The organism is Prevotella multiformis (genome assembly GCF_018127985.1).
In the GTDB taxonomy this organism is placed as follows: domain Bacteria; phylum Bacteroidota; class Bacteroidia; order Bacteroidales; family Bacteroidaceae; genus Prevotella; species Prevotella multiformis.
Window position 1 is genome coordinate 1,325,764 of sequence record NZ_CP072358.1, and the last position, 19,117, is coordinate 1,344,880.

Below are 19,117 nucleotides of genomic sequence, written 5' to 3' on the forward strand. Positions count from 1 at the left end.
GCGTATGTTTTTAATAACACCAGAAATGAAGGATATAGTATTGGCTGATTTGTTATCAGCTGACAAGCCTCGTTTCAAATTTGATTACGATAACAGTCAAGAAGAATATGGCTTTGCCCCATCGTATACAAAAATGCTCTTAGATCAATTTCAAAATTTAGGACTATTGAAAATTACATATAGTTATAGTGATGGTGCAGTAATTGAAATTTCAACTAAGGCTATGGATTTGTATCGCCATGGTGGTTTCAAAGCCGAAGAAGAATTGCTCAAATCGAATATTGAGAAATTGAGCTTGGAACTTCAGAATCTGTCCAAGCAGCTCGAACCCAAGTATGCAGAAAAGGCATCACAACTTGCGCAGATTGCTGGTACGTTGATGCAAGGCTTGACTTTATTTATGAAATAATAATGAGCCAGATTACAAGTATTTCTATCAAGAACTATCGGGGAATAAAAGAACTTAGTCAGGATTTTGGAGCAGAGCGATTCGTTGTCTTGATAGGGCGTGGCGATTCAGGAAAGAGTACCATACTCTCTGCCATTTATTCCGCGTTGTCACCCTCGTGGAATATGACATTCAGCGACTTGGATTTCTATAGGCAGGACACTTCACACCCCATAGAAATAGAAGTGACTTTGCGAGAGCTATCTATCGAACTACTCAAAGAACAGAAATTTGCCCTCTATATCCAAAACAGCTTACATAACAGGGTCAATAATGAAGACTTAACACTTGTGGTCAGGCTAATGGTAGATGAGACTTTAGAACCTCATTGGGTAGTCAAGGCACGTCCAGGATCAGACTTCGATGATAAGCCCATATCGGGTGCAGACAGATCTATGCTGGCTGTTAACTGCATTTCTGATTTTACAGATAATCAGTTTGCCTATAACCGGCAGTCGCCGCTTTACGCACTTACCAAAGCACAGCTTGATAGTGGAAAAACTATCGAACGATTGAAGTCGGAGCTGATACGTAGCATGTCGCAGAGTACAGACAACGACGTGTTAGATCCCCTAAATACACCATTGGGAGATTTGACCATTTCCGCAAGGCAGCTAGGATTGACGGTAGATACACTATGTGCAAAAATTGATATTAAGGAAAACCCATACACAGGTAATAGCATTTCTTTGCACGAAAATTCACTGCCCTATCGTTTGCATGGTAAGGGGAGCAAGCGGCTTATGTCGATAGCTATCCAGTCGGAAATGACTAAACAGGGCGGCATAATACTGGTAGATGAATTGGAACAAGGCTTAGAACCAGATCGCATCATCACATTGGTGAGGAAGTTGAAAGAGACACAAGCTGGTCAAGTATTCATTACAACCCATTCCCTGCATGTCATATTAGAGGCGGAAGCAAATAACCTCTTCGTATTAAACAAGGGGCATAACACACTTGCCAAGGTTGATAGTAATCTTGATTCGTGTCGTCGTACAAATCCGCAGGCGTTTTTTGCCAAGAAGATAATATGTTGTGAAGGTAAAACCGAGCAGGGATTTGTTCGAGCAATCGACAAATGGATATGGGACACATATCATACAACATTGTCGGCGGAAGGTGTTGTCTTGGTCGATGCTAAGGGTGGAGACAACATGTTTACCTATGCCCTAAAATTAAAGACATTGGGATATGACACATGTATCTTTGCCGATGATGATAAACCAAAAGAACTTGCATCAAAAAAACAAAAGGCTATAGAAGCCGGAATTAGGCTATTTCTTTGTGAAGAAGGCAACTGTATGGAAAGACAACTATTTACAGATCTTCCTTGGAAATACATGTTGAAAGTCATCGATTGTAACCAAGATAATTTTCCTCATCATAACATAAAAATTCCAGCCGAGTTAAAGGAGAAAATAGATTGTGCTGATGATACAACACAAGATGCATTAAGGAACGACATTACCAATTTGTCTATCATGAAGGATAAAGAATGGTTTAAGCACATTCCTGGAGGTGAATTTCTTGGCAGGATGTTTATGGAAGCTTATTCGGATGTTGATGACAATAAACACATGAAGCAAACTGTGTCAAACCTTCTCAACTGGTGTGGAATCAAACAATGATAGATTGGAAAGAATTTATAGATTGTTTTCGTGGTGTGTTGATAGCACCTGCGGGGCATGGTAAGACGACTGCCATAGCCGATTGCTTGTTACAGTGTCCAGAAGATTCTTGTCAATTGGTATTGACACATACTCATGCAGGTATAGCATCCTTGCGTACAAAGTTTCAGAAGAAGAATGTACCTGCAAGTCGCTATCATTTAGAGACCATCACAGGTTTTGCACAACGTTACGTGCTTAATTTTTTCGGGAAGTCGGTTTTACCCAGTGAAGAAAATAAAAATTATTTTGAAGTTGCTGTCGAAAAATGCAAAGAGTTAATACAAAGCAGCATTGTTCAGAATATTCTCAAACTTTCATACAATGGAGTATTTGTAGATGAATACCAAGACTGTACTATTGACCAACATTTGATGGTGTTAGAGCTTGCACATGACCTGCCTCTGCACCTATTGGGAGATCCTCTGCAAGGTATCTTCTCATTTGAGCGCAAACGATTAGTGGATTTTACCCACGACCTTAGTTTTTTCCAGCATTTTAACCTTTTAAACCACCCTTGGCGCTGGGAAGAAACGAATCCGGCATTAGGTTGTCTGATCTTTGAAATGAGAAAGAAACTGGAAACAGGAGAATGTATTGAATTGCAAAATAATCCAGCGATCGGCTTTTATGTAATGCCTTGTACAGAGCAAAATAAATATTCTGTGTTAGCAAATATAATCAAATACCATAACACCGATAATATGCTGATTATTTGTCCTTCTTATACGGCAAAAAATAGGCATGGCCAAGATGTACTAAAAGGAGATGTTAAAGATAGGATAGGTATTAAACAGCGAGCTGATTTTAATAATCAATTCTCAATCTTGGATGCGATAGATGGAAAAGAATACTATGCTTGTGCAAGACAGATAGATGAGTATATCTCTAAATGCAAACGGGGCAGGCGAATACATAAGGTGGCTCGTCTATATAATATTTTATCCTTGCTACATTTCAAAATGAGTATAGTACAAGATTGGATAAACCCTAAGGACAACAGATTTGTTGATAGACAAAAAGACAACACAGAAAATTCCCAAAAACTGAAAGCATTATTTTTGTCATTCGAATCAACTCCTTCACTTCAAAACCTTCAACAAATCATCAGTTTTGTAAGCAATCTTCCTAAGGTAAAAAACTACCATAGGGTATTCCTATATACGATAAACAAATGTTTTGATGTAAGCATAATAAATAATATTTCGATGTTCGAAGCCATGAAACTGCTCAAAACAAGAGTGAGGCATCAAGGAAGGAAAATTCATGGGAAATATATTGGTACTACTTTATTAACAAAAGGCTTGGAATTTGATTCGGTTGTTATTTGGGAAGCAGACAAGTTTGAAGATGCCAAGAATTTCTATGTAGCCATATCTCGAGCGTGCAAGAAACTTATTGTTATAACGGAGAAAACAACCTTAAACCTCACATAGTTTCATAGCAGAAAATCATAGAATGCATAATATCCCAAAGAAGTGCAAGGGATAGTATGCGTAGCACAAATACTTCGCATACTGTCCATTGATAAAACCTCGCTGTCCATTGTAACAAAGGATGACAGCTAATCCCAACCAAAGCCCAATCACACCGTACTGGTACATGAAAAGGGTGGCTAAAAGGCTTTTTGTCACGTTGTTCGTCCGAAAGATATAGAACGCACAGATCAGCAGGATGCCGGAATACTCGTAATCGACGTGTACCCATGTGGCCATTCCACAAACGGCTGCCATCAGGACACACAAAAGTAATGGCTTATTGTCTATCTTATTCATGCCCTCCATCACCACCAGTCCCAATAACAGGGTAAAGAATACATTATGTGTATTGTCATGATTCAGTAGCCACCACGGAATATCCGACACCAGGGCAAAGACGAAAAGATTCACCGCATATTTCCTCACAGAACGAGTATGCACATATCCTTCCACCAGCAGAAAGGCGAAGATGGGAAAAGCCATCCTATCTATCGTTCGCATGGCATCGTAGGCCAAGCCATTGTCCATCAGATAACAGGCTATGTGGTCTAATGTCATGGACACCAACGCAATTACCTTCAATGCGCTTCCTGACAGTCCTTTACCTTGAACGAGGATCATGTCACTTTGTTTTCTTTTCTTTGCCCAACAGTTCTGCAATCATTGCATCCACCTCGTCATTGACACGCTTGAAGTTACGACCGAGCATGATTTCTTTCTCACGGTTGGAGGCAAACTGATAGATTTTCGGCAAGTCGGCATACAGCCTTTCCTCCTTCTTTATCTGCGCCATATCGAAGTGCGTCTTACAAAAATACTTGGAGGTCTTGAACTCCTCCGACTTCTCGATGTCGAAGCCCTGCATCATGCTACCTTCGGTCGGAGTGAAGTCACGTGCTGACTGACCAGCCAGCCAACCCGTGACCAAATCCGCTATCTTCGCTGCCGGAACGAGGAAGTCCAGCCGCTCAGAAATAGACGTGGAAACCTTCTGGTCATTGATGGTGATAGATTTAGAAGTCTGCTTCGCCTTGCCAAACACATCGTTCTGTGCCCATTCCAGCGTTTCCTTGTTACGGGCAGCCCCCATGAAGATATTACCGCATGTGGTGATAATCTTCTGCATACCGTTCTTGCCATAATCCGCCTCCAGCTGTGGCAGCTCCTGAAATCCCAGTGTCACCGCCACCTTGTTGCTACGCGCCGTACCTATCAGGCGGTCAATCTTATGAAAATACAATGTCGGCAACTCATCCACGATGATGGAAACAGGGATATTCCCTCTGCTGTTCACACGGGTAACAAGACGATTGAGCACCAACGCATTCAACGCGCTTACAATCTGCTCCTTTTCCGGGTCGTTGGCAATCACGAGATACGAAGGATTGGCAGGGTCAGAAATCTTCAGATCGAAGTCATCCCCTGTAAAAATCCAATAGGCTTCCGGCGACACTAAACGAGCCGCATTGACACGCAGCGTACCCACCATACCTTCGAGCTGATCCATCGCCTTGTTGGTATAAGCCGACTGGAACGGAGCCATAAGCGAGAGGATTTTCTGATCCTGCATCAGGATGTCGAATACATCGCTGTACTGCTTACCAAGGAACGACAGCACATGCGGCATATCCGAGTATTCGCCGGTAATAGTGTCAGGCTCTACCACCTGCCCCTGCTCATCCTCATACCAGGATGAAGTGATATGCACCCGCTGTCCGTTACGGCTTGTATAGGTAAAGTCATTCAAATCCACGAACATGCCATCCTCATCCACTGACACATCATGGCTCAACTCATCCACAAAGTCCAGTATCGTGTTGCCGTCCTTATCTACAGCCCTGTAGTCATGCCAGTTCTTTGTAATCAACATCAGTTTCTTGCCCTTATACTTGATGTACCTTGTGAGCTTCTTACCGTCCTTGAAACCCGTAGGATGGAAATTCACGAAGAAGTAGATGATAGCAGAGAGGAAGTTGATGGCCGAGTTCTGGAAGAACGCTTCAGAGCCACCTTTCTTGTCGCCACCCTTGTTGAGCGATTCGAGCAAGGTCGCTGCCGTCTCCGCTGCCGCCGCCAAGTCAGGGATGTACTTCCGTTGGATAGGATTGATTCGGTTGGAGTATTCCACATCGGTAAAGTTGACGATGTGGAAACCACAGTTCTCCGGCAACCTGCCCAGCTTCTTGTTCTTGCAATACTGATAGAACAGCGTCTTTCCCAATGTCGGGAACTTATAGTCATACACCATCATGGAAAATCCCTTGGCCGCATGCTGACGTATAAATGGGTCAATGATGCCGAATGACTTGCCAGAACCAGGCGTGCCCAGTACGATGGTGCCACGAAAGGGATTGATGATGTTGATCCATCCCTTGTGCATCCGTCCTTTGAAATAGTAAATCATCGGGATATTGACCGAGTACGGATTCTCATTCAGTTCCTCTGACTGCTGAAACGACTCATTCTCAAAATTAAACCGATCCTCGCCTAACTTGTAGTTGTAGTAGCGTGAGATACCGTCCAGCCCCTGATGCAGGAGCATCGTGCCGATGATGGAAGTCATGGCGTAGAGAACACGGTTGGTCGGGAACCCAAAAGAGAGTCCGCCCCAGATGCCCTTATGGAACATCATGCAGAGCGCAATAAACGTGACACCGATGCCGATAGGATATAGCACCATTGTCTTGACATTGAACTTCAGCGCCTTCTGCGGCCGAGTGCCGATGCACGTCACCCCGATGCAAATCAGTTCAACGAGTTTGCAGGTCGGTACCGTGTTGAACACCTTGAAACGAGCAATCAGCTCCAGGATGAACCCTGTAACACGGTTGTCTGCCATGATGGGCAGATTCATGATTAGCTCCACAATCAAGAAAAGATAAATGCAACTCCTGAACGTGTTGTACATCTGCTGCTGTTCCCTTGTCTCTTCTACAGCCATGACTTTACGGTTTGATGATTACAATACAGGCAAGTAAGATACCATCTGCTCGCTGACCCCATCAGCGTGCAGCATATCCTTATAGTTGATGTCGAGCGTAATGACACGCCCCGAAATCTGTTCCTCCGAAATCTCCAGCTTCAGCACCTTCTCTTCAGGGAAGGTGAGCTTGTCGAGTACCAGCACGTTTCGGTATGCCTTCTTGAAACTCTTGGCACTGCTCAGACTATACACCGGTGTCAGTTCAATCGTCTGCGAGTTGGTGGCCTTCAGCTCCTTCTTATCCGCGAGTTTGATGCGCACCTCACTGATGTCATACTTGATTTTGGTGGCATTGTAGAGCGAGTAGTCGATGAAGAAATAATCCCCGATACTGTAGATGTTGTTCACCCCTGCCTTGATACCGTTCTCCTGAGAATGGATATGCTTGCGTGGCTTACTGGCAAAGATGGCCCAGGCGTATGCCGCCATCTCCTTGCGCGGCATCGTCACGTCGGGATTCTCATACCTGCCCATGTTCCCGGCTTTGATGCGGTAGATGAAGTTGGCTTTGGCTGATCCGGCGGTATAGACCACGTTGAGCTGTACGATGTGCCGCTCACCAATCACAGTAATCGTGCCCACCAGCTCATTGTCGTACATTCTCCCGGAGGGTTTGATGCGCACGATATTGTCCGTACACTGGTTGCCCACAATCTTATTGGTCGAGATGTCCACGAGTTTGATATTCTCAGGCATCAGCAGATGCGTCGTCACCTTCTCGTTGACAAACACCACATCCTTGCGCCTATTCTCGTCAAAGATGTAGCTATCCGTGGGCCTTGCGTTGCGGATATATCTCACCGAAACCGAGTCTACCTCAATGTTCTTATACGTTTTCTGTGCCTGAAGGCTGCCACACAATCCCATGAGGGCAACCAAGATAACTAAAAACTGCTTCATATTTTCTACTATTTGATGAATTGTTGAATGCTACTCAGCATTGGTGTTGACCAGATAGACGATGGTATTGTACTTGATCCGTGCCTTGTTCTTCCGGATATTCGCAGACATGGCAGTGGTTGCCGACTGGTACATGTTCTGAAGGGCTTGCAGGACCACCGCTTCGGAACTCAGTCCACCGCCATACCCACCGTCAAAGTTGATATTACTCTGCAGGGCATTCGCCTTGGCATCCTTCATTAGATCACGGAAGGCAGACTCCGGAACATAAAAGCCCTCCATGCCGTCATTGTCATAGACAGAGAGACCCACTTTGATGAACTTATCCCTAACCAGGATGCTGGTGATAGTGGCCATGACACGCTGCTGACCAAACCCCGTCACCGTACCATAGAGGTAAGTGCCCTTTCTTAGTCTTGTACCTTTGAGCGTCACATCATCGAGGAGCTTGAAGCGGAGGCGCGTACCCTCGTGTGCCTTGGTCGTCTTGTCTATCATGGCACGGATCAGCGGTACATCCGTCGTAGGCTCGGCACTGACGGTATTGAACTTATCCGCATTGCCCTCCATCACTTTCTTGACGATGGCTGGTTTCTCTTCGGGCTTACGATTGGACGCATCAAAAGGCTGTGACACTTTTGACACTTTGACACTTTCATCCTCATCGATGCCCATGATCCGCTCCAGAGATTTCTGTCTGGCAAGACTTCTCTTCTGAATGGCCTCTACCTCCCTTGCATAGTCATCCATCTTTGCTTGTCGGGAGTCACGACCGTAGCTGCCCCCTGAACCATATCCAGATGCGCCTCTGTAGCTACCACCCTCATAGGCATTGATATGTTTCCGGGATTGTGCCAGTCGCTGCCGTAGGGCTTCCGTGTCCTTCTGTCGTTTGGCATTGATAGCATTCTGACGGTCTATCTCGTTCAGCTCATCTTCCCGATAGCCGTTACCGAGCGAGTCCTGCTGCCCTTGGTCCTCACCGATACCGTTCACTGCCGATGCCGCATCTTCCTCATTATAGCGTTTGTTCATTTCCGTCATCTTGTCCCCCATTTCTTCATTGGCTGCCGTGGGTAGGGAGGCGTTGATACTGTCCGTGGCGACACCTTTCTTCGTGTTGTCCGTACCACCGAACACCCCCAACAGTTCATAGCCTAAGAACAAGATAGGCAATAGAATAGCCAAAGGAAAGATATACTTGGGCTGTTTGAAGTCGATGCGCCACCAGCTCTTGCCCTGTGACATGGGCTTCACTACGGGAGGCTCTTTCGGACTTGTCTTTTCCCTTTCGTCGGTCTTATCCCCATTCGCTCCATGCGTTTCAGCATCAACCTCCGTCTGGGCTCCAACCGATGGTTCGTACTCCTTTCCCAGTCCTGCTTTGAGTAAGAGTTTCTTTATCAGTTCTTTCATATCATTGATGTTTTAAGTTTGCCACTATCATTTCAAGTTGCCTGTATTTAGATACGATGAGCATTGAATCCTGATGCGTCTTGACAGGGATATGCACCAAGGAGTCCAACTCCCATTTCAGCCGTTGTCCCCGGAGGGTCAGCTGTCCTATCTCCCGTACCTGTACGTTCTTGCCATTCTGTATGCTCTGCAGTCCGGCAAACATCGGCTGCACATTCTCTATCTCTCCCACAATATCCCTGTTGGGTTGTGGGGTATATAGGGAGACGACAATCCCAAGGCCGAGTGAACAGACCAACGCACTGATGGTCATGGTCACCGTACGCTTCGGGTGTTTTGTTGCCCATGCATTGGCCGCATCTATCCGCTCCTGTAACTTCCACTGATGGGAGAGCTTCCTCACGAAGACTTCCATTTTACCCTTAACCTCCTGTTCCCATCTGGCCTTGGCCTCTTTCGCACGTTTCATTTTCTTCTTCATACCCTTAGTAGTCTAAATCCTTGTTCTCCAGCGTTCTCCAGTTGGTAATCAGCAGACCGTGCGGATTGTTCCTTGTTCGCGGCACATTCTCGATACTGCCTACCGTGATAAGGGAGCGTTTCATATCCCTTGAACGGCGTTTGATGATTTGCGTACCGTAGTATTTGAACTTCCTTGACTGCTCATCAAGCCGGATGGAATCACAGATGATCATGCACACGGCTGAAGAAGAGATGATGTCTGAGTAGAATCCATATTCTTCCATCGCCTGTTTCTGTTTCAGGGCCGTACCGTCCGCCATATACATCGCCTTAGATAGTGTCCATTTGATATAATCATCATCGGGCGGCAGATTAAAGAAGTACTGATGGAAGAGTTGGATGTGCGCTTTCGCCTCCATCACGAAGTTCGTCTCCTGTTTGCTCCTTTCAGCGAGGAAAGGAATGTCACCATCAAGGACATAGATCTGATTGCGTTCTTCTGTTACCAACTTAGCACAGTAGAAGATGCAGCAAGCACAGATCACCGTACTACCTATGACGGTCAGCAGCACGGTAGTCAGCGCAAGCCTTGTTTTCTGTTCTAAACTCTGTATTAACATATCCTGTCGTTTTAGTTTATTTTCCCCTGTTGTATGAATCCCTCATGGAACTGCCCATCTTTGATGCCGCCTTGCCTGCAGAGCTTTCGGTAAACATGTGCTTTGCCTCTTTTGCCATACCAGCCGCAGCGCCGCCCATCACTCCAGCCACAGTTGCCGCACCGCCATCGGAATAGCCACTTGCGCCACTCACAGCACCTGCCACACCTGCTGCTCCGAGGTGCGCCGCACCCGATACCGCAGAGCCTGCCACTGGAGTAGCCGTCGAAACGATACCCACTCCTGAAGAAGCGGCACTTCCCATAGCGCCGCCAACGGCACCTGCCACTACACCACCGGCGGCACTTCCAGCACTCGAACTCACACCACCCGGAATCAGCCATGATGCCACTTCGGGGACGAAGCGGATAATATAGGCGCCTACCAACATTCCCATGGCATACATGCAGTTGGATCCGATGCCCTGTATGCCCAGCGCGCCTATCTGCCCCCAAGAGTCCACCTGTCCTTGCAGGAGTCTGCCGTAAGCAGTAAGGTCCTCGCCCAGGTTATACATCAAGATAAAGTCGATGTAGTACAGGCACATATAGGTAACAAATCCCCATAGCGACAAGGACAGGTATTTGCTAATCCATTGCGACCACGCACTATGCCATGGCGGAACGATGGACAGGGCAAACATGATGGGTGCAAATGTGGCAAGAATCGTCATGAAGATACGCTGGGCTACCAAAATGCCGTAATAGGACATCTGGAAAATCAGCTCTCCGATAAAGCGTATCACGTCGTTAATCCATTCCGACACCTTCGTCTCGGCGGCTACGGTTGCACGCTGCGCATAGTTGTTGATGGTCGAACCCAAGTTTTCCATGTTGTAGATAAGTTTGTCCCACCAATGGGCATCTTCACCTATCTCCTGCACTTGTTTTGCTGTCTCAATACTGTCCTGCACCTGCCGGAGCCGTTTCAGGTAATCTGATTGCTTCTGCGCCACCTTCAGTTCGAGGGCAGCCACCTCCTTGTTCTTACTACTTGCCATCTGCTTGGTGGTTGCCTCCAATGCTTTGCCCGGTCGGGCCATCTCCTGACATATCCATGAGCTGTAAGTGATGCAAATGGAAAGCCCCACGATGCGGAGGAGTTTCATCACATCCATTGCCCTACGACCAAGCATCATCATCCAGCATTCGTAGGAACCCACGCAAAGGGCGAGGCACAAGCCGGTGACACGGGCATAGCCCACGGTGTTGCCCAGTACCGCTGATTTGGGAAAGGTCTCCATCGCCACCAGCAGCTTGTCAAGGCTCTCGTCAATGGAAGGCAATCCCATCGTGAGCAGCTGGCTCGTGATATTCATCAAAATGTCTGTAACCATATTCTTAAACCATGATTTATCGTTTGTAATAGTTTTGTGCCATACCGACAAGATGCACCACCCGGCTGACCATCTCCTCCATCCGTTTCTTGTATTGCTGGTAGGCTTTCTGTCGTTTGGCGTTTTCAAGTTCATATCCCACACCCGTCCGATGGATATAGGCAATGTCCTCGCAAATCAGTTCATTCTGCCGGGTTAGTTCATCGACTTGGAATTTCAGCTTGCCTTTGCTTCTCTGCATACAGAAGAGCAGTCCGTCGGCAATGGATTTCTGCATACGGTCGAAGTCGGCTTTGAAGGATGGGTAAACCAGATCGACGTTCCTGTCAGCGGCACGCGCTACCTCTTCCTTGTATAGTTCTTCCATCTTGACACGTTCCTGTTCTGCTTCCTTCATTTTTTGCCTTTGCGTCTCCTCTGCGGTGATGCGGGTGGGCATGATCCGCTTCACATTCGACTTGCTCTCCTTGAACCGCACCCTCCAGCCGGATTTGAGGAATCCCCATTTCCAATAGGTCTCACCACCGCTGTACTTCTTGTACAACAGGTAATAATACCAATCGGGAGCAAAATCCCACGGTCCGTTCTCCATTGACTTCCATTGCTTTTCCTTCTGGTCATAGTAAGTAGGATGTTGGGCCAAGGCAGGGAAAGAGAAGTACAACAACCCCACGATGGCGAATAGATACTTTCTCATACGCTGTTCCATTTATTGATGACGCCCTCTGCTATCTTATCCGTCACCTCACTGTTGAGAATGTCCCAGATGTAATCGTATCTGAAGCCGCCGACGGTAATGATGCTGCACCATACGTTGGCACCGTCGATGATACCACGCATATTCTCAATGGAAGTTCTTAGTTCCATGACCAGGTGCAGTTTCTCATCCATTGAGGCCTTCATCACATTGATGCCGCTGGCGGCAAGCGAGGCATAAAGGGCTTTGATGTTCTTGATTTCTCTTGCACACGCCATGTTCGCCTCAGTATAGTACCATGCCACCATCGGTTTCTTGAAAGTATATTGAAAGGTAGAACGTGTAAACTGGCTATATTCCTGTATCAAACGGTATATGCTGTTGGCCGTCGAACCCAACGCTCCGGCTAAGATGACGTAGGAATAGCCATTGTTCAGTTTGCTGTCCAGAGTTGTCCTGACATTGTTGAACTTATTGGCACCTTTTGTAATGACGCTCTGCTCACCAAAGCTCGTTGTTACCTTTGCCAGAGCCTTGTCCTCTTCGCTCTTGATGAGTTTGTGCAGACTGGTGAGGGCTTCAATGGTGGCCGGATCCCTCGGCGTGGGGATTACGCTGGCAAAGGTGGGAGCTGCTACCATGAGGCACCATAACAACAGCCAACACCTCTTTATATTCCATGTTCTTTTCATAGGCTCAACCCCATTATACACTCAGACCGTTCCAGTTGTCAATCAGCCCATCTACAGAGTTCCGGGCTGTGATATAGGCAGCCCATGACTCTACGTCAATGGCCATGAGCACATCCCTCCAGCTGTTACCAAACTGGCACATCATTACCATGACCTCCAGCTTATAGTGGATTTCGAGCAGGCGACTATAGATTTTGTTGGCCATCGTTAGTCGTTCGTAGCGATTGAGCAGATTATATCCGTCGTTCTTATCATCCTCTTTGGCCGAACCCAGGGGATTGCGTATCTTGCCGTTGTTTACTATATCCACAAAGTCATGCACCAGACCCTCTGTCTCAGACACAAGGTTGGTCATCTCATTGAGGCATACTACATAGTTCTTGCCCGGCGACTTGCCAAGCTGTCTCAGTACGATAGGTACATCCTTGAATATGCTCGCGGTAAGTGAAACTATCTCGCTATAGTACCTGCTTTCCTCCCCAAAGCCCGTGATGTTCTGCATGGAGAGTTGGTAAAGTTCCTTGATGCTTGCCATTGTAGCAGTATATTGCATCAGCTTCTCCTGCTTGGACTTGATGGAATCCAAACGTCCGTTATGTTTATCCTCTATCAATTTCTGCGAGGCAGCATTTGCCGTTACAGTTGCCGTCGTTCTCTTGTCAATCACCACACGCCAGCCAGCCCGAATGTTCAGCGAGGCAAGGAGCATTGCCAGGACGAGGATTACTCTTGACCTTTCCATAAGCTCATAATATTTTGATGTTCGTTGACCTGCCGCGCGAAATCGAGATGTTTTCCTATCCCTGCCTTTCTGCGGTCCTTCTCTATCTCTGTGATAGCACGTTGGATGTTGCCACCATAATGCTTCGTGTATATTTTGAGAGCTTCCTTTTCCGCCCGTTCCGTGGTGTAGACCCAGTAACATTCAGGCGATTCCTCCACGCCATATACATCAGACACCTGACCACGGCATATCCATACCTCTTTGAAGTAGTTACGCCCCTCGTGGTTGTTGAGCGCATTGATGGTGAAGATCTGCTGTCGCTGCACCTCCGTCAGTCCGAGGATGGCGGAGATATCATCGTAGCGGTCTTTGAACTTGCTCTGGTCAAGCAGGATTTTCACGTCGCTGTTGTTAATGATAGCCTCCTTGACAATCGGAGAATCAATCACATCGTTCAACTCCTGCGTCACTACATCGGCGATGCCGTGGAACTTACGTACTGTCTTATACAGATATTTGATATACTCTGCCATCGTAGGCGAGGCAATCGCTTTCCATGCCTCTTCGCTGATGAGTGCCTTGCGCCCTTTCTTGATGCGCATCTTCTGGAGGAACACATCCATGATGATGAGTACTACGATAGGGAACAGCACCGGGTCGTCCTTGATTTTGTCGATCTCAAAGACGATGAACCGCTCATCGAAGAGCGACTGCTCCAAATCATTGTTCAGCGTACTCTCCAGCTCGCCACCACGGTAGAACTGTTCGAGGATGGCAGCAAAGTTATCGATGTCGAAGACGATTTTCTTCTCCGCCATCAACTGTGGAATACGTTCCAAGGCATATTCATAAAAGGTGTTGAAGGATAACTTCTTGACGCTCATCTTCCGTTTGCGCTCTTCCATTTTCTCTATCTTCCGCTCGATGCGCATGAGATAGCTGTCCTCTATCACCTCTGCCATGAGACGCATGAGCTGACGGTTAGCAGCCACTTTCTCGCCCTCCGTTGCTGCCTTGTCATTGACCAGGGCATGTAACTTCTCTACCTGACGTTTTGCCTTGACTTGATGGGCAATCTCTGCCTCGAAGAATATGTTTTCCTCCTGGGCATATTGTGGAGTGGCTATCGGTTGTTCCCCGTTACTATCACTCCGTTCTGCCTTCTCTGTCTTGGTGTCGTGATAATAGCGATGCTCTACCTTCTCACCATACTTCTCATACTCGCCGTTTTTCTTATCCTCCAGCAAAAGACGATGGCGTAGCCTGTCCTTTTCCTCGGAAGAGAAACCACGGAAAGGGTGGAAGAAGGCATCGTAATACTCCACGATGACCTGGTTGATGATGGCATCCTCTATTTTGGAAGGCAACTCACTGCTCTTGAAGATGAGGAAGATGAGCGATTTGAGAAAGTTCTTCTTCTCTCCGAAGTTCTGTCGATACTCCGTCTTGGTAATCTTAAAGGGATTCATGGAAATGGGATGCTCCTTGGAATAGGTAATATAGGTGCCACCGAAGTAGCTGCAGATGCCCTCGTAACTGTCGCCTGTATCGACCATCACCACATCGGTATTTTGCTCCAACAGCTGGCGTACCACACTGTTCATGTGGAAGCTCTTGCCGCTGCCACTGGGTCCGATGCAGAAGAAATTGGCATTGTCGGTGTATTTGTGAGCACCTTCCTTACCGGTAATGTCTATCGCCACGGGCAGTCCTTGCCTGTCCGTATAGTAGTTTTTTAGCGGCGTCTCCTCCGAATGTTTCAGATGCTCCTTGAAGCAAAGACAAAGAGCAGCGTCCGACAATGTGAGGAAGAGATCGTAGTCTGGATTGAAAGCGTAGCCGTTACCCGGAAAGCTGCATGTGAAGAGTTCCAACTGGTTATAGGCCGATCGGGAGGGCATGATGGTGCAGTCGTAGAGTTTCGTTTCGATGAAGGAGGTAACCGGGGTAATATTATCGTGCGGACAACTGACGATGATGTTGAAATTGGTATATACCATCAGTTTGCTATCCACGGCCAGCGTGTCCAGCAACCGTTCTATGTCTTCCTTGGCGATGCGGTTGGACGGGTCGGGCATGGAGCCGTGACGCTTCGCCTTGCCTTGTAGTTTCCGCATGAGCTTGCGCTGGGCAGGTATTTGGATGACCTGATTGTAGATGACACAATCGGTGTGGGATATCTCTGTCAGGAAGGAGAAAAGATCGGTGGCAATGTAAGTGCCGTTGATATTGACCGAGAGGAACGGCCTCACGAAATTGGGCATATTGATTTCGTCTATATCGACAAGGGGAAATGACTTCACCGTCCGGTCGCCAATCTTCAGGTTCTCGTCCGAGCACTTGAAGTTGGTCATGGAGAATGAGCCCTGTTTAAACTGGAAAGCCATGAAGCGGTGAAGGTATTCGTCAATCTTTTGCTTATTCAGCTTGCGGTGGGTGATACCTTTCTCTTGCAGGATGTCTGCCACCTTTGCAACCTTGACGTGGAAGTCCTCCCATCGCTTGGCATCATATTTTACGAAGGCATTGTGCGTACATTCCTGGGTAATGATAAGAAACGTGCGTATGTCAGTGTATTCCCTCCCCTCAAAGTAGTTGAAGTAGCTTTCGGTCAAAAACTCCTGATTGCCTTCTGTCTCATGGTGATACTTCTGCTTGCAGAAGATGTCTTGCTTCTGGAGAGCATAGCCCTCGCCGAGCGTCTTGACGATATTGGCCAGCACATCCTGAAATAGCCGGTATTGGTCAGCATCTGTACAATACTGCTGCACAGGATTTTCTATCTCAAAGAAAACAGACGGATTGCCCTTCTGAGACCACAGCACCGTGTTGAGCAGTTCTCCGTCCTTATCCCTGATGTCCTGTAACTGAGCAAAGAGTTTATCGAATGGTTTTCTTTTCTGTGCCATAGCTAATTGTGTTTGAAGATTCCATGATAGATGTAAACGCCCTTGTCGTGTCGTTTGGAGTGAAGTCCATTGCGTTGCCTGACATAGATGGTGACCAGTCCGACGAGGGCAAGGACAATCATGGCAATGAAGCCTGCCAACTTACCCAAGATGATGGAGAAAAGGATGAAACCGAGAAAGGATACACCGATGGCGATGGCAGCGAAGGTGAGAAACCTGCCTCTGATGCCCATGAACTCCAGCGGCTTCTGAATACCCTTATATATGGGGTAAAAATCTTCCATAGAAGTTAAAATTGGGCAGGAGCCAGACGCTTTGTTGCAGATCCGGCCCCTGCCGGTTGATCACTTGAAGAAAAGCGGAAGAGCCTCCGACATGGCGATGAAGGCCACACAGCCACCGATAGTGAGCATGATGGTCTTTTTCACATCCTGGTCGCCGTTCTGCATCTTGAAATACACATTGAACGCACCAACGAGCACGATAACGGCAGCGATGGCCTTCATCAGGTTGGAAACAGGGGTCTGATACGAAGAAATCTCCGTGGTGGCTTTGGAAAAGCCGCCCGCACCCTTGCTATTGGCCAACGCTGTTCCTGTACTCAGGGCGAACATCCCCACGCCTACTGCTAATTTCAAAGACTGACGCTCCGCAAAGCTCCAAGCACGTCTGACACATTTTACTGCTTGTTCTCTTAATTGCGACATAATCGACTGGATTAGATTTGAAATTCAATTCCATGTTAAAGCCGTAAGTAAAACAAGTTAAAGTGCTACGTCTGAAATATTAAAGATAAAGGTCAATATGCTGTTATGAAGAAATGCCCCCTCTTTCGGGCTCATACTCTTTCCATTCGGCAAGCAAGCCACCCAGTTCACTGTTCTCGCCTTCCTTTGGCAGGTCCTCCACCTTGACCAGCAGGTTGTTTACTTCAATGCCGCCGGTCATCAGGAGCTCTGCCGTTTGTTTTCGCTTCATGGCAGCCGCCTTCTGTTTCTTGGCAACGGGGCGGGTGATGAGGATGGGCGTAAACTCTCTTACCTCACCGGAGATGTCAATGGCTTCTTCCTGCATTTTGTCGTCTTCGCTGGCAGCCCGCTTACTGTTTGCCAGCAGGTCGTAGGCCACCGTACCGAAGTAATAGCAGAGGTAGCAAGCCAGGATAAAGCCTAAAAATAACTGAAAGTTCATGGACAACCGGTATTAAGTGAATAATGGACATTGAACTGATGCGGTAGGATAGGCACTCATTGGCTGAAACCGCAAGCCCAGCCTCTGCCCGTTGCTCTCACGTATCGGTCTGCGCTTCAGCTCCTCATTATAATATAAGGTGTTGTGGCCTGGGATGACAAGATAGCCACACGACTTCAGGACACTCTTCAACACCACCCGTTTCTTGTTGCCCACCACCTTGATACTGGTTTTCTGTGGCAGTCCGAACAAAACGCGGGCCTTCTCCCGTTTGATGATGCACTTCCTGCTGCGCGACCGTATCTGCCGGGTATCGTCAGCCGTTCTGCTAAGATGATGCTTCTTCACGATTCGTGATACCGTCCGGGTGGATATGCCCGTAAGCTGGGCTATCTCACTATGATTCTGTATGGTGATGTTAGGACTAAAGAATGTTAATTTAGGAAGTCTTTCTTTATAAACATCTGTAATTCAACTAATTTTGCAAGAAACGATGAACTTAATGTTGCTTAAAGATTTCTTTCAAATATTTCCTGACGAAGGAAGCTGTATAGACTATTTTCGTCAGATTCGAGAAGATGTAGGAATTACCTGTCCTAAATGTGGCTATACTGACCATAAATGGTTAGATGGCAGAAAAGCATTTCAATGTAAGAGTTGTGGTTATCGTACTCCCCTAACAAAGGGTACTGTAATGGAAAGAAGTCACATACCCTTATATGATTGGTTCTTTACAGCTCACATGATGACTTCATTCAAGCAGGTCCTCTCTGCAAAAGAGATTCAATATCAATTAGAACGAAAAGATTACCCTGCAGTATGGCTGATGATGATGAAGTACCGTGATATCATGGGTAAAAGAGAGTCACAATATACCTTATCAGCACAGGTAGAACTGGATGTGTCTTACTTTCAAACCTCTGTTATAACAGATCCTGAATCCGAAGATATTGAGAAAGAAACCAAAATGGTACAAACGCCTGTATTGGTAATCGCAGAAAGTAAGCCTGTTGATGAAATGTTGAGCGAGTATCTTACAAATATAACTGAAAACAAGTACGTTAACAAGGCGTCAAAACTTCTCAGGAGGTCTTCTACACAGAAAGTCAAGAAGGTTGTACGTTATGTCAGGATGTTCGCTATGCCCGATAGTAAATATGCCTCCATAAAACCATATGCAGAAAAGGCTGTGAGTCCCACTGCTAAAGTTGTGACTGACGGAGGAACAAATCTTATCAGGTTGAGAGAGCTGTTCTGTCATGAATCTTACAGGGAAACGGAAGGGGAGGTGCATGAGGTGGTGACTAAGGTTTTGCCGTGGGTACATATAGTAACAGGAGAATGTCGTAGTGCAATAGAGGCTATCCATAAGGAAGTGGATCAAAGATTTCTCCAACTCTATCTCAACGAGTATTGCTGGAAGTTCAATCGACGATTCTTCCGGGACAGTAAGCTGCCGAAGTATGATTTGTTTTATAAACTCATAAGGACTGTCGCAAATTACACATCTGATATAAAGTGGAGAAACTATAATACAAGATATTAATATTTG

At 46.7% G+C, this 19,117-nt stretch carries 18 protein-coding genes and 1 pseudogene; 4 read left to right on the forward strand and 15 right to left on the reverse strand.

Going from position 1 to position 19,117, the window contains the following annotated elements; genetic code table 11:
• Positions 1 to 25: 25 nt before the first annotated feature.
• From J4864_RS11465 to J4864_RS11475, 3 genes are read left to right on the forward strand one after another with little or no spacing between them, the layout of a single operon-like run.
• Positions 26 to 409: a hypothetical protein gene (locus J4864_RS11465; RefSeq protein ID WP_015310530.1), complete on the forward strand. Its 384-nt coding sequence runs from the start codon at positions 26 to 28 to the stop codon at positions 407 to 409.
• Between the two features lie 2 nt (positions 410 to 411).
• Positions 412 to 2,079: an ATP-dependent nuclease gene (locus tag J4864_RS11470; RefSeq protein WP_211814956.1), complete on the forward strand. Its 1,668-nt coding sequence runs from the start codon at positions 412 to 414 to the stop codon at positions 2,077 to 2,079.
• On the forward strand, positions 2,076 to 3,554 hold the full coding sequence (locus J4864_RS11475; protein ID WP_211814957.1) for a UvrD-helicase domain-containing protein: 1,479 nt from the start codon (positions 2,076 to 2,078) through the stop codon (positions 3,552 to 3,554). Before J4864_RS11470 ends, J4864_RS11475 begins: the two co-directional genes overlap by 4 nt.
• 15 nt (positions 3,555 to 3,569) lie before the next feature.
• Here J4864_RS11475 and J4864_RS11480 read toward each other — a convergent pair whose 3' ends face one another.
• The 15 genes and pseudogenes from J4864_RS11480 to J4864_RS11550 all read right to left on the reverse strand — a co-directional run.
• A complete protein-coding gene (locus J4864_RS11480) occupies positions 3,570 to 4,217 on the reverse strand; it encodes a TraX family protein (protein WP_211814958.1) in 648 nt (215 codons plus the stop codon).
• 1 nt (position 4,218) lies between these two features.
• A complete protein-coding gene (locus J4864_RS11485) occupies positions 4,219 to 6,537 on the reverse strand; it encodes a type IV secretory system conjugative DNA transfer family protein (protein ID WP_211814959.1) in 2,319 nt (772 codons plus the stop codon).
• Positions 6,538 to 6,555: 18 nt separating this feature from the next.
• Positions 6,556 to 7,479 (reverse strand): conjugative transposon protein TraN, encoded by a 924-nt coding sequence (traN, locus tag J4864_RS11490; protein ID WP_211814960.1) that lies wholly within the window; start codon positions 7,477 to 7,479, stop codon positions 6,556 to 6,558.
• Between the two features lie 30 nt (positions 7,480 to 7,509).
• Entirely contained in the window at positions 7,510 to 8,895 is a 1,386-nt protein-coding gene (locus J4864_RS11495; RefSeq protein WP_211814961.1) for a conjugative transposon protein TraM, read from the reverse strand.
• Position 8,896: 1 nt separating this feature from the next.
• Positions 8,897 to 9,376, reverse strand: a complete 480-nt coding sequence (locus J4864_RS11500) for a hypothetical protein (protein WP_211814962.1) — start codon at positions 9,374 to 9,376, stop codon at positions 8,897 to 8,899.
• A gap of 4 nt (positions 9,377 to 9,380) precedes the next feature.
• Positions 9,381 to 9,977 carry a conjugative transposon protein TraK gene (gene traK / locus J4864_RS11505; RefSeq protein ID WP_211814963.1) on the reverse strand — a complete coding sequence of 199 codons (597 nt, stop codon included), beginning with the start codon at positions 9,975 to 9,977 and terminating at the stop codon, positions 9,381 to 9,383.
• 16 nt (positions 9,978 to 9,993) lie between these two features.
• Entirely contained in the window at positions 9,994 to 11,352 is a 1,359-nt protein-coding gene (locus J4864_RS11510; RefSeq protein ID WP_211814964.1) for a TraJ family protein, read from the reverse strand.
• A gap of 16 nt (positions 11,353 to 11,368) precedes the next feature.
• Complete coding sequence (locus tag J4864_RS11515; RefSeq protein WP_211814965.1) at positions 11,369 to 12,049, reverse strand: DUF5045 domain-containing protein; 681 nt, start codon at positions 12,047 to 12,049, stop codon at positions 11,369 to 11,371.
• A complete protein-coding gene (locus J4864_RS11520; RefSeq protein ID WP_211814966.1) occupies positions 12,046 to 12,741 on the reverse strand; it encodes a hypothetical protein in 696 nt (231 codons plus the stop codon). The genes J4864_RS11515 and J4864_RS11520 overlap by 4 nt, the downstream gene beginning before the upstream one ends.
• A gap of 13 nt (positions 12,742 to 12,754) precedes the next feature.
• Entirely contained in the window at positions 12,755 to 13,483 is a 729-nt protein-coding gene (locus J4864_RS11525) for a hypothetical protein (RefSeq protein ID WP_211814967.1), read from the reverse strand.
• The gene (locus tag J4864_RS11530; RefSeq protein ID WP_211814968.1) at positions 13,465 to 16,374 is read right to left on the reverse strand and encodes a TraG family conjugative transposon ATPase; all 2,910 of its coding nucleotides are present in this window, start codon (positions 16,372 to 16,374) and stop codon (positions 13,465 to 13,467) included. The genes J4864_RS11525 and J4864_RS11530 overlap by 19 nt, the downstream gene beginning before the upstream one ends.
• A 2-nt stretch (positions 16,375 to 16,376) precedes the next feature.
• A complete protein-coding gene (locus J4864_RS11535; protein WP_211814969.1) occupies positions 16,377 to 16,658 on the reverse strand; it encodes a DUF4133 domain-containing protein in 282 nt (93 codons plus the stop codon).
• A gap of 60 nt (positions 16,659 to 16,718) precedes the next feature.
• The gene (locus J4864_RS11540) at positions 16,719 to 17,081 is read right to left on the reverse strand and encodes a DUF4134 domain-containing protein (RefSeq protein WP_211814970.1); all 363 of its coding nucleotides are present in this window, start codon (positions 17,079 to 17,081) and stop codon (positions 16,719 to 16,721) included.
• A 103-nt stretch (positions 17,082 to 17,184) separates the two neighbouring features.
• A complete protein-coding gene (locus J4864_RS11545; protein ID WP_211814971.1) occupies positions 17,185 to 17,565 on the reverse strand; it encodes a hypothetical protein in 381 nt (126 codons plus the stop codon).
• A gap of 12 nt (positions 17,566 to 17,577) precedes the next feature.
• Positions 17,578 to 17,970 (reverse strand): annotated as a pseudogene (locus J4864_RS11550) (DNA-binding protein); the annotation flags it as partial.
• 97 nt (positions 17,971 to 18,067) lie between these two features.
• Between J4864_RS11550 and J4864_RS11555 the strand changes: the two are divergent.
• On the forward strand, positions 18,068 to 19,111 hold the full coding sequence (locus J4864_RS11555) for an IS1595 family transposase (RefSeq protein WP_211815427.1): 1,044 nt from the start codon (positions 18,068 to 18,070) through the stop codon (positions 19,109 to 19,111).
• Positions 19,112 to 19,117 lie beyond the last annotated feature (6 nt).